The 14,934-nt window shown below is 63.8% G+C and carries 15 protein-coding genes; 1 reads left to right on the top strand and 14 read right to left on the bottom strand.

Going from position 1 to position 14,934, the window contains the following annotated elements:
• Positions 1 to 19: 19 nt before the first annotated feature.
• Complete coding sequence (locus BMW76_RS13990) at positions 20 to 1,585, top strand: methyl-accepting chemotaxis protein (RefSeq protein WP_090865861.1); 1,566 nt, start codon at positions 20 to 22, stop codon at positions 1,583 to 1,585.
• A gap of 37 nt (positions 1,586 to 1,622) precedes the next feature.
• Here the strand turns inward: BMW76_RS13990 and BMW76_RS13985 are convergent, their stop codons facing one another.
• The 14 genes from BMW76_RS13985 to BMW76_RS13915 all read right to left on the bottom strand — a co-directional run bounded on the left by BMW76_RS13985 (position 1,623) and on the right by BMW76_RS13915 (position 14,740).
• Positions 1,623 to 2,330, bottom strand: a complete 708-nt coding sequence (locus BMW76_RS13985; protein ID WP_090865860.1) for a GntR family transcriptional regulator — start codon at positions 2,328 to 2,330, stop codon at positions 1,623 to 1,625.
• Positions 2,331 to 2,338: 8 nt separating this feature from the next.
• Complete coding sequence (locus BMW76_RS13980; protein WP_090865859.1) at positions 2,339 to 3,436, bottom strand: ABC transporter ATP-binding protein; 1,098 nt, start codon at positions 3,434 to 3,436, stop codon at positions 2,339 to 2,341.
• Positions 3,437 to 3,464: 28 nt separating this feature from the next.
• Positions 3,465 to 4,259, bottom strand: coding sequence for an ABC transporter permease (locus BMW76_RS13975; protein WP_090865858.1), 795 nt, complete (start codon positions 4,257 to 4,259; stop codon positions 3,465 to 3,467).
• Positions 4,260 to 4,565: 306 nt separating this feature from the next.
• Entirely contained in the window at positions 4,566 to 5,450 is an 885-nt protein-coding gene (locus BMW76_RS13965) for an ABC transporter permease (protein ID WP_090866101.1), read from the bottom strand.
• 85 nt (positions 5,451 to 5,535) lie between these two features.
• A complete protein-coding gene (locus BMW76_RS13960; protein ID WP_090865857.1) occupies positions 5,536 to 6,567 on the bottom strand; it encodes an ABC transporter substrate-binding protein in 1,032 nt (343 codons plus the stop codon).
• A 73-nt stretch (positions 6,568 to 6,640) separates the two neighbouring features.
• Positions 6,641 to 6,955, bottom strand: coding sequence for an NIPSNAP family protein (locus BMW76_RS13955; RefSeq protein ID WP_090865856.1), 315 nt, complete (start codon positions 6,953 to 6,955; stop codon positions 6,641 to 6,643).
• A 42-nt stretch (positions 6,956 to 6,997) separates the two neighbouring features.
• On the bottom strand, positions 6,998 to 8,470 hold the full coding sequence (locus BMW76_RS13950; protein WP_090865855.1) for an aldehyde dehydrogenase: 1,473 nt from the start codon (positions 8,468 to 8,470) through the stop codon (positions 6,998 to 7,000).
• A 33-nt stretch (positions 8,471 to 8,503) separates the two neighbouring features.
• Complete coding sequence (locus BMW76_RS13945) at positions 8,504 to 9,547, bottom strand: LLM class flavin-dependent oxidoreductase (protein ID WP_090865853.1); 1,044 nt, start codon at positions 9,545 to 9,547, stop codon at positions 8,504 to 8,506.
• Positions 9,548 to 9,562: 15 nt separating this feature from the next.
• A complete protein-coding gene (locus tag BMW76_RS13940) occupies positions 9,563 to 10,567 on the bottom strand; it encodes a flavin reductase (protein ID WP_245763215.1) in 1,005 nt (334 codons plus the stop codon).
• Positions 10,560 to 11,468 carry an alpha/beta fold hydrolase gene (locus BMW76_RS13935; RefSeq protein ID WP_090865851.1) on the bottom strand — a complete coding sequence of 303 codons (909 nt, stop codon included), beginning with the start codon at positions 11,466 to 11,468 and terminating at the stop codon, positions 10,560 to 10,562. The genes BMW76_RS13940 and BMW76_RS13935 overlap by 8 nt, the downstream gene beginning before the upstream one ends.
• The gene (locus BMW76_RS13930; RefSeq protein WP_090865848.1) at positions 11,458 to 12,045 is read right to left on the bottom strand and encodes an amino acid synthesis family protein; all 588 of its coding nucleotides are present in this window, start codon (positions 12,043 to 12,045) and stop codon (positions 11,458 to 11,460) included. The genes BMW76_RS13935 and BMW76_RS13930 overlap by 11 nt, the downstream gene beginning before the upstream one ends.
• 283 nt (positions 12,046 to 12,328) lie before the next feature.
• A complete protein-coding gene (locus BMW76_RS13925; protein ID WP_177200382.1) occupies positions 12,329 to 13,015 on the bottom strand; it encodes a GntR family transcriptional regulator in 687 nt (228 codons plus the stop codon).
• Between the two features lie 226 nt (positions 13,016 to 13,241).
• Positions 13,242 to 14,447 carry an MFS transporter gene (locus BMW76_RS13920; RefSeq protein ID WP_090865846.1) on the bottom strand — a complete coding sequence of 402 codons (1,206 nt, stop codon included), beginning with the start codon at positions 14,445 to 14,447 and terminating at the stop codon, positions 13,242 to 13,244.
• Between the two features lie 53 nt (positions 14,448 to 14,500).
• Positions 14,501 to 14,740: a hypothetical protein gene (locus BMW76_RS13915; protein WP_090865845.1), complete on the bottom strand. Its 240-nt coding sequence runs from the start codon at positions 14,738 to 14,740 to the stop codon at positions 14,501 to 14,503.
• Positions 14,741 to 14,934 lie beyond the last annotated feature (194 nt).

Here is a 14,934-nt window from a genome sequence, read left to right as displayed (position 1 = left end):
GCCGGCCAAGGGACCCTTCGTGCGAAAACAACTGACTATCCGCGGCGGACTCGTCGCAACAATCGCCGGCTATACCGTGTTGCTCGTGCTGGTGGTCGGTGCGTGCATCGCTGGCCTCTATGTGGGCAATGCTTCGCTCGAGGCGATGTATCGCGACGACACCGCTTCGCTGCTGCACCTGAAGACAAGCTCCGAGCGCATGCTCGTCCTGCGCGAACGTCTGAGCGACGTCGCGCAGATCATCAGTGCCGGCCAGCCTGCCAGGGATGAGATCGCGCAAGTCCACACGCTCCTTGCGCAGAGCAACGACGAACTGGCGGCCTACTCGCGCCTGCACCAGCGCGCCGCCGACGAGCAATCCCTTTTCGACACGCTCCAGCGCAACCGCCAGGCGCTGCTCGACCAGGTATTTCTGAAGGCGCTGTCACAACTCGACCACGACGACGCGTTCAATTTCCTCAGCACGCAGCGTGACGCGCCGCCCGCTTTGTTCGTCGCGTATCAGGACGCGATCGGCGCGCTCGAAGCATTCCAGGTCGCGCGTGAAAAGGCCCGCTACGACGCGGCCGCCACGCGCTTCCACCAGGTCGTCTGGGCGATGGGCGCGGTGGCCGCGTTCGCGCTCGTCGTCGGCTTCTTCGCGCAGCGCGCGCTTGCGAAGGCGATCGTCGAGCCGATCGATCTGGCCGTCGACCACTTCGAGAAGATCGCGAAAGGCGACCTGACGGGCACCGTCGTCATTTCCCGCGAAAACGAAATGGCCTATTTGCTAAATGCGCTCAAGCAGATGCAGGCCGGCCTCATCGATACCGTGAAGCAGGTGCGCGCGAGCACGGAGACGATCGTCGGCGACGTCCGCGCGATTGCGAGCGGCAACGTCGATCTGTCTTCGCGCACCGAGCAACAGGCCGTGTCGCTGCAGCAGGCCGCGGCGAGCGTGGAGCAGTTGACGGCGGCCGTGCGCCAGAACGCGGACAACGCTCGCGATGCACGCAGCTACGTCGAGGGCGCCGCCGACATCGCGTCGCGCGGCGGAGAAGCGATGCAACGCGTCGTCGAGACGATGTCCGCGATCTCCGAGAGCTCTGCACGAATCTCGGGCATCGTCGGGGTCATCGAGAGCATTGCGTTCCAGACGAACATTCTCGCGTTGAACGCGGCCGTCGAAGCCGCGCGCGCGGGCGAGCAGGGACGCGGCTTCGCGGTCGTCGCGACGGAGGTTCGCGGACTCGCGCAGCGCTGCGCGTCGGCAGCGAAGGAAATCAAGGAGCTGATCGGCGATTCGGCGCGGCGCGTCGACGACGGCAGCGGCCACGTCGCGCTGGCGGGCTCGACGATGAGCGAACTCGTCGGCGCCGTCGAGCGCGTCAATACGATCATGAGCGAAATCAGCATCGCGTCCGATGAGCAGTCTTCGGGCATCGAGCAGGTGAACACCACGGTCACGCAAATGGAGCAGACGATGCAGCGCAATGCCGCGCTCGTCGAAGAAGCGGCGGCCGTGGCACTCTCGCTCGAAGAACAGAGCACGCGGCTCAACGATGCGGTGGCGCAGTTCCGTCTTCGCGAAGAGGCAGTCGCATGATGCCCGGCATCGAGCCTCGACGCCCTCTCGCCGTGATTTATCCCGCGCGCCTCCATGACGCTTTTTCCTGCCCTTCGCACAGCAAATGACGCGCGATCTCGGCCACTCTTTCGACGTGCGCAATCGCGGCCTCGCGTGCCTCCATTGGCTTGCGCGCGCGAATGGCGGCCAGCATCCGGCGCATTTCCTGGACCGCCTGGCGCCCGCGGTCGTCGGATGCGATCGTCAATGCTCTTAGCCTGTTGATACGCGCAGTCAGCGACTGCACGATATCCCACGCTACCGCCTTCTTCCCCCCAGTGAACATGCGCTCGTAGAACGCCGTCGTGAATGCGCGCACGGCTTGATGATCCTGCGTATCGAACGCGTGCTGGATCCTGTCGATGCAGGCCGCGAGTTCCTCGAACGTGCTTTCCTCGGCGTGCCGTGCGCAGGCCATCGCGGCCTCGCCCTCCAGCAACGCGCGTATTTCGTAGATCTCCGCTGCCGTATCGAGATCGAGTATCGCGACGATGGGCCCCTGGTTCGGTATCGAATCCACCAGTCCTTCCGTCTCCAGGTGCCGCAATACTTCGCGTACTACCGTCCGGCTCACGCCGAGTTCCTCGCATAGCGCACGCTCGACGAGCCGCTCGCCCGGATGAAAATGCGCGTCGAGAATCGCGGTGCGCATTTTCTCCAGCGCGAGTTCGCGCAACGTCGTCGTGCGGCGTTCGACTCTCAGCGAAGGCAGCGCATCACTCATCGCAACCGTCAAGCCTGAGAAAACAGACGCACATCACGCGCATCCCAGTCGACGAGCGCCTGTGTGCCGATCGCGAGACCGCTGTCATGGCGATGCCCCGCCGGCATGCGAATCGAAATCTCCTGCTGCCACGGCGTCGCAACGGCGTAATGCATCGCGTCGCCGAGATACGTGATGTCGCGCACGGTGACGGGCAGACTCGCCGCATTCGCTGCGCTGCGCATGTCGTGCAGCGAGCGGATGCGCATCTGCTCGGGGCGAATCATCAGCGTGCCGTCGTCGCCCGGCGTCAGCGCGGGATTGAACGCACCCGACGCTACTTCATGGCCGTTCGGAAACACGCCGTTCATCACGCCATCGGTGTTCGACTTCAAGCGGACCGGCAGGAAATTCGAATTGCCGATAAAGCTCGCGACAAAGCGCGACGCAGGATTCGCGTACAGTTCTTCGCCCGTGCCAACCTGTTCGATGCGCCCCTTGTTGAACACGGCAATGCGGTCCGACAGGCGCAGCGCTTCTTCCTGATCGTGCGTCACATAGAGAATCGTGACGCCCGTCTCCTGATGAATGCGGCGCAGTTCAAGCTGGATTTCCTCGCGCAACTTCTTGTCGAGCGCGGAAAGCGGCTCGTCCATCAACAGCACGGGCGGATCGTAGGCGAGCGCGCGCGCAATCGCGACGCGCTGCTGTTGTCCGCCCGACAGTTGCGCGGGCATCCGGTCGCGGCATTCGGACAGATGCACGAGCGCGAGCATCTTGTCGACTTTCGCCTTCACCTCAGCATCGGGACGGCGGCGCACGCGCAACGGAAACGCGACGTTCTCGCCCACGGTCAGATGCGGAAAGAGCGTATAGCGCTGAAACACCATGCCGATATTGCGCTTGTTCGGCGCGACGGAAAGCAGCGGCTTGCCGTCGAGCAGCACGCGCCCTTCGCTCGGCTCCTGGAAGCCCGCGACGATATAGAGCGTCGTGCTCTTGCCCGAGCCCGACGGCCCGAGAAAGGTCATGAACTCGCCCTTGCGCACGTCGAGCGACACCTGATCGATGGCGACGACATCGTCGTATGTTTTGCGCAGGCGCTGGATTTGCAGGAATGCAGTCATGTCTGGTTCACCTCGCTGGTTACGTCGATTAGCGCGCGCGGCGCAGCACGGCGCCCGCCAGCATCAATACAGTCGTCAGTCCGACGAGCAACGAAGATGCCGCCGCGACGACGGGCGTCAAGTCTTGTCTCAGCGTCGCCCAGATACGCACGGGCAGCGTCTGCAACGTCGGGCTCGCCATGAAGATCGACACCACCACTTCGTCCCATGACGCAAGAAACGCGAAGATCGCGGCAGCGAAGAGCCCGAGCCGGATCGCGGGCAGCGTCACGCGCAGCTTCACTTCGAGCGGCGACGCACCGCAAATCATCGCGGCGTCTTCGAGCGCCGTGTCGAAGCTCGCGAGCGAGTTGCTGATCGAAATGATCGAGAACGGCAACGCGATGATCAGATGGCCGATCACGAAGCCCGTCATCGTGCCGTTCAGCCCGATGCGCAGGAAGAACGCATACAGGGCAACGGCGAGCACGACGACGGGCAGCACCATCGGCGTGAGAAAGAACGCCTGCACTGCGTTGCGTCCGCGAAACTTGCCGCGCACGAGCGCAAGCGACGCGAGAAAGCCGATCAGCACCGACAGCACCGTGACGATCACCGCGAGCTTCGCGCTCGTCAGCAGCGAGTCGAGCCAGCCTGCGTCGGTGAACAACTGGCGATACCACTCCAGCGTCCAGCCCGGCGCCGGAAAGATGAGCCACTGCGAATCGCCGAACGACAGCGCGACGATGAACAGTATCGGCAGCAGAAGAAAGAGCGCGACGGCAGCGCCAACGGCGAGCAGCACCCAGCGCAACGAGCCTAGACGGTCGAAATCGAGCAACATGTCAGTCCTCCCGCCGGGCCGCCCCAAGGGGCGTAGCAGGGAATTCGCGGAGCACCGCTCCGCGCCTGTGAAGCCGTCCGGCTCTGCAGAGCCGGACGTGGACGGCTGACGCCCCCTCGGGGGGCAGCGAACGTAGTGAGCGTGGGGGTTGTTCAGCCTCCCGCCGGGCCGCCCCAAGGGGCGTAGCAGGGAATTCGCGGAGCACCGCTCCGCGCCTGTGAAGCCGTCCGGCTCTGCAGAGCCGGACGTGGACGGCTGACGCCCCCTCGGGGGGCAGCGAACGTAGTGAGCGTGGGGGTTGTTTCATCACCGGCCTCCAATACTTGCGCGCGCACTGCCCGTGAAGCGCAGTTGCAACGCGTAGAGCGCGAGCGTCACGGCGAGCAGCACGAATGCGGCAGCGCCAGCAAGGCCCCAGTTCAGCAGTTCCTGCACGAGCTGCGCAACGAGTTCAGCAAGCATCATGTACGACGGGCCGCCGAGCAGCGCAGGCGTGACGAAGTAACCGAGCGCCATCACGAACACCATCAGCGCGCCCGACGCGACGCCCGGCATAGCGAGCGGCACCAGCACGCGCCAGAACGCCTGCCAGCGGCTCGCGCCGCAGATCGCGGCGGCGCGCAACGTCGACGCGTCGATGCTGCGCAACGTCGCGTGCAGCGGCATCACGAGAAACGGCAGCATGATGTACGTCATGCCGACCGTCACGCCGACGAGGTTGTTCACGAGCGTCAGCGGCTCGCTGATGATGCCGAGCGCCATCAGCATCCGGTTGATCGGCCCCGTCTGTTGCAGCAGCACCATCCATGCGAAGGTGCGCGCAAGCAGATTGGTCCACATCGACAGCAGCAGGATCGCGAATAAAAACGAACTCAGCTTGCGCGGCGCGATGGCGAGCAGCCACGCAGTCGGAAAGCCGATCGCGAGCGTCACGACCGTCACGACCGTCGCGACCAGAAAGGTGTTGCCGAATACGCGCAGATAGGTCGTCGAGCCGAGCAGTTGCTCGTAGTTGTGCAGACCCGGCGTCGGCTCGATCACGCTGCGCAACAGCAGCGACAGCACCGGTAGCAGAAAGAAGATCACGAGCAGCAGCAGCGCGGGCACCAGCAGGCGGATGCTGCGCCAGTCGCGCCGCCGGCGCTTGGCCGTCGCGGGAGGATGCGCGACGGTACTCAGAACATTAGGCATGGTGTCTCCCATCCACTCCGATGACTATGTGCGCTCGCGTCGACGTTCATATCGACGCTCGTGTCGACGTTCACGCAAAGCGCGCTTATTTCGACTGCCACGCGTACCAGCGCTTCGCGATAGCGTCGCGGTTCTCGGCCCAGTACTTCATGTCGAGATTGATCTGCGAGTTCTTGTACTGATCGGGCAGCGTCTTCGCGATCGCGGGCGACATCAGCGCAGCCGATTTGACGTTGATCGGCGCGTAGCCCGTATCGGTTGCGAACTTCGCCTGGGCCTGCGGGCTGGTCGCGGCGGCGAGGTACTTCATTGCCTCGGCCTTGTGCTTCGCGCCCTTCGGGATCACGAGCATGTCGGCGGCCGTCAGGTTCTGGTTCCACGAAATGCCGACAGGCACGCCCGTCTGTTCGAGCGCATGCAGGCGGCCGTTCCAGAACATGCCGATGGGCGCTTCGCCCGATGCGAGCAGTTGCTGCGATTGCGCGCCGCCGCTCCACCAGACGATCTGGCTCTTGATTGTGTCGAGCTTCTTGAACGCGCGGTCGAGATCGAGCGGATAGAGCTTGTTCGGCGGCACGCCGTCGGCGAGCAGCGCGATTTCGAGCACGCCGGGCGCCGACCATTTGTAGAGCGTGCGCTTGCCGGGGAATTTCTTCGTATCGAACAGGTCGGCCCACGTCGACGGCTGTGCGCCCGCGTACCTGGCCTTGTTGTAGCCGAGCACGAACGAGTAGTAGAAGCTGCCCACTGCCGCCTGCGTCGCGAAGCGCGGGTCGAGCTCGTCCTTCTTCACGACGGAATAATCGATCGGCTCGATCAGTCCTGCCTGCTGCGCGGCGTACGCGAAGTCGCCTTCGACATCGACGACATCCCAGTTCACGTTGCCGCTATCAACCATCGCTTTCAGCTTGCCGTAGTCGGTCGGGCCGTCCATCAGCACGTTGATGCCCGTCGCCTGCGTGAACGGCTGCGCCCAGTTCTTCTGTTGTGAAGATTGCGTGGTGCCGCCCCAGCTCGTGAAGACGATCGGGTCTGCGGCGAGGACGGGCGCGGACACCAGCGTCGCCGCGCACAGCGCGACCAGCGGCGCAATGAAAGAAGTGCTTTTGCTGCTCATGTCTGTCTCCATGGAATACGTTTTGTATCGGGCAACGTGTACGGCGGCGAGCCGGACGCTCTCTCTCAGGTTTTCAGTTCAGCGGCGAGAAACGCGCCGGCTTCATGATCTTGTTTTCCATCTCTTCCATCAGCGCCTGAATCTTCGGCGCAAAGGCCTGCCATGCAGGGTCTTCGGCGAGCGCGGCGCGGCGGCGCTCGCGTTCGTCGAGACTCGGATAGGCCCAGATATGCACGATCTGATTCAGCGGACCGACTTCCGAAAAGAAGTAGCCGACCAGTTGACCCAGATACCGCTTCTGCAACTCGATGCCCTCCTCCTCGACGAGCTTCAGATAGGCGGGCACGGCGCCCGTCTTGATGCGGTACGTGCGGATTTCGTAGAACATGCGAGCTCCTGTTGCTGTGCGAACGTTGCGAGCGTTGATGGATCAGCGCATCACGAACGGATCGGCGATCGGTTCATCCGATGTGCGAATCCAGACCGATTTCGTGCGCGTGTAGTCGAGCACCGCATCGAGGCCGCCTTCGCGTCCGAGTCCGCTCAAGCCATAGCCACCGAACGGCACGATCGGCGACACCGCGCGATACGTGTTGACCCACACGATGCCCGCGCGCAACGCACGCGTCAGACGATGCGCGCGCGTCAGGTCGCGCGTGAATACGCCGGAGGCGAGGCCATAGCGCGTGTCGTTCGCGAGCGCGACCGCGTCGGCTTCCGTATCGAATGTGACGACGCTGAGCACCGGCCCGAACAGTTCTTCCATCACGCTCGGCACTTGCGCATTCGGACAATCGACGATGGTCGGCATGAAGTAGTTGCCCTTGCTCGCGCCATCAGGCTGCTTGCCGCCCGTCACGATGCGCCCGCCTGCTTCGACGCTCGCGTGCAGCACGCGCTCGATGTGTTCGAGTTGACGGCGCGTCGCGAGCGGTCCCATTTCAGTCGCCATGTCCTGCGGATCGCCGATGCGGATCGCCTGTGCCTTTGCGACCAGACGTTCGACAAGCGCATCGTGTATGCCGCGCTGCACGACGAGACGCGAGCCCGCGACACAGCTTTGGCCCGTCGCCGCGAAGATGCCCGCGACGATGGCGTTGCATGTGCTGTCGAGATCGGCGTCATCGAAGACCAGCACGGGCGACTTGCCGCCGAGTTCCAGCGACATCGCAGCGAGGTTCTCCGCCGAATTGCGCACGACATGACGTGCCGTTTCGGGGCCGCCCGTGAAAGCGATCTTCGACACGAGCGGATGACTGGTCAGCGTGCGGCCGCAATCGTTGCCGAAGCCCGTCACGATGTTGACGACGCCCTGCGGAAAACCCGCCTCATGCACGAGCCGCGCGAATTCGAGCAGCGGCGCGGGGCCGTCTTCCGATGCCTTAAGGACGATCGTGCAACCCGCCGCGAGTGCAGGCCCGACCTTGACCGCCGAGAGAAAAAGCTGCGAATTCCACGGCACGATGCCCGCGACGACGCCGACGGGCTCGCGTCGCAGCGTCACTTCCATATCGGGCTTGTCGACGGGCAGCCACGCGCCCTGGATCTTGTCGGCGACGCCCGCGTAATAGCGGTAGTACTCGGCGACATAGCCGATCTGCGCGCGCGTCTCGCGAATGATCTTGCCCGTGTCCTGCGTTTCGAGTTCCGCGAGACGCGGCGCATGTTGCGCGACGAGATCGGCGAGCTTGTACAGCAGCTTGCCGCGCGCGCTCGCCGTCAGATTCGCCCACGCCGGATCGTTCAGCGCGCGATGCGCGGCGCGCACCGCACGGTCGACATCTTCGGCGCTCGCGGCAGGCATGTGCGCCCACACGTCGCCCGTCGATGGATCGACGCTGTCGAAGTGCTCGCGCGCATCTTCGAATGCACCGTCGATGTATTGCTGGAACCGCTGGACCATGTCAGCCACTCCGTTGAATGTTGAGGCTTCGTGTCAGCTTGCGGCGAACGCGGGCATCACGTCGGAGATGAACAGCTCCAGTGACTTTCGCTTGCGCTCGAAGCTCATGTGACTGTCGAGCCAGAAGCTGTACTGGTCGTAGCCGAGTTCTTCGTAGCCCTTGAGACGCGCGATCACCTGCTTCGGCTCGCCGATCACGAGGTTCTTGCGGATCGATTCGGACGAGTATTGCGGGAACATCTCGACGTCGGCGTCCGTCAGCGGCTCGATGAAACCCTGTGTGACGGGGCGCTCGTTCTTGAACCATTTGCTGAAGTAGCGATAGAAGCGCGCGAGGTCCTCGACGGCTTCATCCACTTCTGCGGCATTCGCGCCGACGAACGTGTGCATCAGCATCATCACCTGCGGACGCGGCACGTCAGGATGCGCGGCGCACGCGGCGTTGAAGCGCTCCATCAGGCTCACGACTTCGGCATCGCCGGAAGCCAGCGACGTCACCTGCACGTTGCAGCCGTTCGCGACCGCGAACGCATGCGAGTTCGGATCGCGCGCGGCGAGCCACATCGGCGGATGCGGCTGCTGGATGGGACGCGGCACGGGCGTCGATTTGGGCCACGACCAGAACTCGCCCTGATGCGCGTAATCGCCTTCGAAGAGCTTGCGCAGCGCGGGCACCAGCTCGCGCATCCGCGCACCGGCGCTCATCGCATCGAGACCGGGAAGCAGGCGCTCGTATTCGAAGTTATAAGCGCCGCGTGCGATGCCGAGATCGAGCCGCCCATTGCTCGCGACATCGACCATGCCCGCTTCGCCTGCGAGCGCAATCGGATGCCAGAACGGCGCGATGACCGTGCCCGTACCCAGACGAATGCGCTCCGTCTTCGCGGCGAGATACGACAGATTGACGAATGGGTTGGGCGCGATCGTGAACTCCATCGCGTGATGCTCGCCGATCCATGCCGTCTCGAACCCGCCGCGCTCGGCGATCTGCACGAGCTCGGTCATCTGGTCGAACAGCTCGCGATGCGACGTCGTGTCGTCGTATCGCTCCATGTGCAGAAACAATGAAAACTTCATGATGTCTGTTCTCTCTTAGTGAGCAAGTGCGAGCGTCTGTACCGTGCCGGCTTCCGTATCGCCGACATAGATGCCGAATGCGTCTTCGCTGCGTTCGCGCACGTAGCGTTCGAGCATCGAGCGCACGGCTTCGTCGCGCAATTCATCCCACGGAATCTGCGACAACGGCACGATGCGAATCGAGCTATCGATCCACGCAGCGCCGCTGTCGATCACGCGGCCGCGATAATAGATTTGTACACTCGGCGCCTGTCCGCTGCCCGATTCGAATACGGCAAAAATGAAGTCGAGATGCGCGTCGAGACCGAGCTTCGCGAGCACGCCGCGCAGACTCGCCGCATCGCTCGCGGGTTCGAGCTTGACGCCTGTCGGCAACTGCAATCCCTTCGGCGTATCGAGCAGCACGAGTCCATCGCGATGTTCGAGAATCGCGCCCACTTGCGCGCGCGAACTGGCTGCCGCCAACGCATCCTGCGACAGGCTGAAGTTCACATACGCGCCCCGGCAATAGCCGAGCGGCGACGAAGTGGTATGAACAAAATCGACGACGCGTCCGATCAATATGATGTGATCGCCGGCATCGACGACTTCATGCGTCGTGCAGTCGAAGCTCGCGGCCGCATCGTCCATCACGGGCGCGCCCGTCGTGCGCGCGTGCCACGCGACTTGCGAGAACTTGTCGGCGGCCTTGGATGCGAACACGCCCGACACCGCTTTCTGATCTTCGGCAAGCACACTGACTGCGAAGCGGCGCGTCTGCGAGAAGACCGCGTAGCTCGATGCCGTCTTCGCAATGCACACGAGAATCAACGGCGGATCGAGCGACACCGACGTGAACGAATTCGCCGTGAAGCCGCGCGGCGAACCGTCCGGCTGGATCGTCGTGACGACCGTCACGCCCGTCACGAACGCGCCGAGCGCGCGGCGAAAATCGGCGAGGTCGAAACTCTGTTCCGCGATTTGCCCGGTGGTCGGCGCAGTGGTCGGCTCAGTGGTCCGCTCAGTGGTCCGCTCAGTCATGGCGTTCTCCAGAAATCGTTCGGTGCTGCGGATTGAAAGCTCGCGCCGGATTCACTGCCGATGCTTCGGCGAAGAACGCGAGCAGCTTTTCGTTCACGCGCGCCGGATCGGTGACGTTCATCATGTGACGCTCGTTCGCGATGATCTCGGCGCGGCCGAACGGCGCCGCGGCCGCCATCGCGAGCGACATCGACGGGCTCGAATTCGGATCGCACTCGCCCGTGAGAAAGAGCGCGGGCACGGCGAGACTCGCGAGGCGGCCGACGTGCGCATCGTCCGAGCTGGCAAAGAGCCGGTAAGTGCGCGCATAGCCGACAGGGTCGACGGACAGCAGCAATTCGCGCACAGCCTGCGCCGCCTGCGTCAGATGCACGGGAATCGGATCGCCGAACCAGCGCGACAGCGTCGCGTCGACGCCTGCATGCGGACTCACACCGGCGGGCGCATCACCGAGCATCTCAGCACGCGTCATCACGGCTTCGCGCTGCGCGGGCGTGCGGTCATAGACCGCGTTCAGCGCCGCAACGCTCAGCGTGCGCTGCGGATGCGTCAGCGCGAATTCGAGCGCGACGAGCGCGCCCATCGAATGCCCGACGATATGCGCGCGCCCGATTCGCATCGTGTCGAGCAGCGCTTCGAGTTGCGCCGCGTATTCGTCGAGCGTCGGCGCGGGCGTCGGCAGCGCGCTGTCGCCATGACCGAGCATGTCGTACACGACGACCTGGAACGACGCCGTCAACGCGTCGATCTGCGGTGCCCACACGCTCTGGTTCATGCCTACGCCGTGGATCAGCACGACCGTCTCGCCACCTTCGTCGGCGCGCGGCGCGTAGACGCTATAGCTCGTGCCCGCGGCCTCGCCATGCGACACCGCCCGCTCGGGCGCCAGTTCAGGCTTCATTGGATTCGAGTTCCTTCAGGTCCTGATAACGGTCGCCGATACGGTGGTGCGGACGGCCTCCGATCGATGCGCCCAGCGCGATCACGAGTTCATCGGGCGCGGGCGCATCGACGATCGAAAACTGCACGGTCAGATAGTGCGAGCGCATGCCTTCGTCGTGCTTGTGCATCAGCGGAATCGAGATCGGGCAGTTCGGTCCGCCGCGCAGATTCGTGAAGCTCAGATAGCTCTTCGCGCCGACGGCCTTGCGATAGTGGTTGCCGAAACGCAGCGTGTGGATCAGCGCGGACGCATGCTCGATTTCGCCCGACGTGCCGACGATGGCCGCCTTGCCATAGCCTTCGATCGCATCGCCCGAACCCGCGACGCGCAGCATTTCCGCCGTCAGCATTTCGCCGAGCTGCGGCGCGAGCGCGTGAATCTCCGGCTTCAGGTCTTCGACGAAGCCGCGCCCCGCCCACGGGTTACGCAGCACGGCTGCCGCGCCGAACAGCTTCAACGGCCGGGCCGCTTCTTTGCCGCCTTCGATAAAGGTCTCTTCGATGTAAGTGACCAGCTTGCGCACTTCCAGCTTCATATTGGTTTCTCCTGATGTGGGCCCGAGGCCGTTGATCTGCGGCTCGTTGAGATTATGGTATTCCATCTTACGGACTACACCAAGAAGCAAAGTATTATGGAATACCATGATATTGACGGAGCGATTTCAGGCACGTTTTTCGGCGCCTCTGACGTTGTGCAATGCGGCAGTTCTCAAGGGGCGGCGATCGGCAGGCGTCGACGCGCAGGAACGGTGGCTCAAACGAAAAAAGGCCGCCGGGAGCGCCGGCGGCCTTGATCCGTAAGCGTTCGTGGGAAAGAGATCAGCCGTTGTCGGCCGCTTCCTGCTGCTGCGCGAGCGCGCTCAAAGCCAGCTCTGCCGTGCGTCTGATGTGCGCAAAGGAAGCCGCCGACGCCGCGTCGCCGTCGCGCCGCTCGATCGCGTCGAGCAGCTTGTTCATCTCGCGGTTCGACTCGTCGCCGCGGCCCGGCGTCGCGATGGTCAACGCGCGCAGCCGGTTGATGCGCGCGTTCAGCGTCTTGACGACAGCCAGTGACACGCGTTTTTGCGCGCCCTCGAACAGCGCCTCGTAGAAGCGCTCGGTGTATTCGAGCACGCGCGGCATGTCGCGCTGTACGAACGCATCCTCGATGGTTTTGCGGATTTCGCGCAATTGCCTGACGAGTTCAGGCGTCGATTGTTCGGCGCACGCGCGCGCGGCGTTTGCCTCCAGCAGACCACGCAGTTCGTAGATCTCGCCGACCTGCTCGGGATCGAGCCGCGCGACGATCGGCCCTTTTTGCGCGACGATTTCGACCAGTCCCTCCGTTTCAAGATGCCGGAGCACTTCACGCACGACCGTGCGGCTTACGCCCAGTTCGTCGCACAGCGTGCGCTCGACGAGCCGTGCGCCCGGCCGGAAATAGCCTTGCACGATTGCACCGCGCAGCTTGTCTAGCGTGAGTTCCCGCAGCGTCTTGGCATTGCGGTCGATTCTGAGGTCTGACATAGGCGGCAAAGAGAAAAAAGGACGACGGTCCCGCCGTCGCGCTCGATGCGTCGATACGCGCCGACTGGAATGCCATATTATCGTTCATCTCACTATGATGCCGATCTGCAAGTCAGAGCGCGGTGGGTTTGCAGCATCGAATCGCGTCGCGCGGCCGCGCGCTGATTACGCCGGAGCGTTGCGTACGATCGCTTCATCGGCGATTGGGCGACGTCAGCCCGCCCGCCTATCGCAGTTGCGCGATGCGTCGCGCGGGACTGACCACGAGCAGCACGATCGTCATCACACAGAATGCCGCGCCCGCGTAGAACGTTGCAGCCGCGCCGATCCGGTCCCACAACGCGCCCGCGATCACACTCGATATCAGCGTCACGATTCCGCTCGACAGATTGAAGATGCCGAATGCCGTGCCGCGCAAATGCGCGGGTGCGCTATGCGACACCATCGTCGCGAGCAGCCCTTGCGTCATGCCCATGTGCAGGCCCCACAGCGCGACGCCCACGAGCAGAATGCCCCAGTGAACGGCGTGCGCGAGCACGACATCCGCAGCGCAAAGAATCGCGAGCCCGACGATCAGCAAACGGATATGGCTCGTCGAATCGGCGAGCTTGCCGAGCGGATACGCGGACAACGCATAGACGACATTCATCGCGACCATCACGAGCGGTACGAGTGCGATGGGCACGCCGCTGTTCATCGCGCGCAACACGAGAAACGCCTCGCTGAAACGCGCGAGCGCGAACACGGCGCCAACGGCGACGACCCACCAGTAAGCCCTTCCAAGTTGACGGATGTTGTCGCGGCGAATCGGATTGACGCGCTTCGCGTCCGCATGCCGCAAGGGCTCGTCGATGCCGAGCGTCAGCAGCACGACGGCCATCGCGCCGGGAATCACGGCGAGCCAGAACGCGAGCCTGAAATCGTCCGCCCACATCAGCATGATGACGACGGCGAACAGCGGCCCGAGAAAAGCGCCTACCGTATCGAGCGACTGCCGCAGCCCGAACGCGGCGCCGCGCAGATGCGGCGGCGTGACGTCGGCGACGAGCGCATCGCGCGGCGCGCCGCGTATGCCCTTGCCGATCCGGTCCATCACGCGGGCGGTCACGACGAAACCGAGCGTCGGTGCAATCGCGAACAGCGGCTTGCTCAGCGCGCCGAGTCCGTAGCCCGCGACGGCAAGCCATTTGCGGTTGCCGAGATAGTCGCTGAGCACGCCGGAAAACACCTTGACGACAGGCGCCGTCGCCTCGGCAACACCCTCGATGATGCCGATCGTCGCCGCGCTCGCGCCGAGACTCGCCATCATGAACATCGGCAGCAGGCTATGGATGATTTCGGACGACACGTCCATCAACAGGCTGACACAGCCGAGCACCCAGACGCTGCTGGGTATCTGCCGAAGCGTACTGAGTCGTGACGGTGTTTGCATCAGGCGTTCAATGACGGATCACTGCTCGTTCAGATGGCACGGCACGGATGAAGCTAGCTGGCCGCAAGATACATCGCCGCGAAGAACAACGCCGCGATGAGCGCGATCGCGCTCGCCGCGAAGTTCAGCCAGAACGCGACACTCTGGGCAGGCGGCGTGATGTTGCACGCGCGGCACCAGCGCGCGTATCGGGAATAGAACGAACCCGCGTTGACGGTGATCCACATCAGCGAGAGTGCGCCGATGAAAAACGCCCACGCGAGAATGCCCAGCAGTAGATGCGATCCTTCCATATCAGCGCGCCGTATTCGCGAGGCCGGCTTTTGCAGGTTCAGCCGCTGCTGCCTGAATAGCGCAACGACGCGAGCATGCCGGGCAATTGCGATTGTCCATGATTCGGGAAAACGAATGCTATTTCTGACGCGCCATTCTAACAAGCCGATAAGAAAGCTTTCTGTCAGCGCAAAACTCCCGGTTGATGACTAAA

It is taken from the genome of Paraburkholderia diazotrophica (assembly GCF_900108945.1).
GTDB classification, from domain to species: Bacteria; Pseudomonadota; Gammaproteobacteria; order Burkholderiales; family Burkholderiaceae; genus Paraburkholderia; species Paraburkholderia diazotrophica.
This window is presented reverse-complemented; position numbering and strand designations above follow the sequence as displayed.

What these genes read in the sequence shown, in the direction of transcription:
- BMW76_RS13920 (WP_090865846.1), bottom strand. Translation starts at nt 14,447, where the DNA reads ATGCAAACACCGTCACGACTCAGTACGCTTCGGCAGATACCCAGCAGC.
- BMW76_RS13940 (WP_245763215.1), bottom strand. Translation starts at nt 10,567, where the DNA reads ATGACTGAGCGGACCACTGAGCGGACCACTGAGCCGACCACTGCGCCG.
- BMW76_RS13935 (WP_090865851.1), bottom strand. Translation starts at nt 11,468, where the DNA reads ATGAAGCCTGAACTGGCGCCCGAGCGGGCGGTGTCGCATGGCGAGGCC.
- BMW76_RS13965 (WP_090866101.1), bottom strand. Translation starts at nt 5,450, where the DNA reads ATGCCTAATGTTCTGAGTACCGTCGCGCATCCTCCCGCGACGGCCAAG.
- BMW76_RS13915 (WP_090865845.1), bottom strand. Translation starts at nt 14,740, where the DNA reads ATGGAAGGATCGCATCTACTGCTGGGCATTCTCGCGTGGGCGTTTTTC.
- BMW76_RS13950 (WP_090865855.1), bottom strand. Translation starts at nt 8,470, where the DNA reads ATGGTCCAGCGGTTCCAGCAATACATCGACGGTGCATTCGAAGATGCG.
- BMW76_RS13980 (WP_090865859.1), bottom strand. Translation starts at nt 3,436, where the DNA reads ATGACTGCATTCCTGCAAATCCAGCGCCTGCGCAAAACATACGACGAT.
- BMW76_RS13945 (WP_090865853.1), bottom strand. Translation starts at nt 9,547, where the DNA reads ATGAAGTTTTCATTGTTTCTGCACATGGAGCGATACGACGACACGACG.
- BMW76_RS13985 (WP_090865860.1), bottom strand. Translation starts at nt 2,330, where the DNA reads ATGAGTGATGCGCTGCCTTCGCTGAGAGTCGAACGCCGCACGACGACG.
- BMW76_RS13925 (WP_177200382.1), bottom strand. Translation starts at nt 13,015, where the DNA reads ATGTCAGACCTCAGAATCGACCGCAATGCCAAGACGCTGCGGGAACTC.
- BMW76_RS13955 (WP_090865856.1), bottom strand. Translation starts at nt 6,955, where the DNA reads ATGTTCTACGAAATCCGCACGTACCGCATCAAGACGGGCGCCGTGCCC.
- BMW76_RS13930 (WP_090865848.1), bottom strand. Translation starts at nt 12,045, where the DNA reads ATGAAGCTGGAAGTGCGCAAGCTGGTCACTTACATCGAAGAGACCTTT.
- BMW76_RS13960 (WP_090865857.1), bottom strand. Translation starts at nt 6,567, where the DNA reads ATGAGCAGCAAAAGCACTTCTTTCATTGCGCCGCTGGTCGCGCTGTGC.
- BMW76_RS13975 (WP_090865858.1), bottom strand. Translation starts at nt 4,259, where the DNA reads ATGTTGCTCGATTTCGACCGTCTAGGCTCGTTGCGCTGGGTGCTGCTC.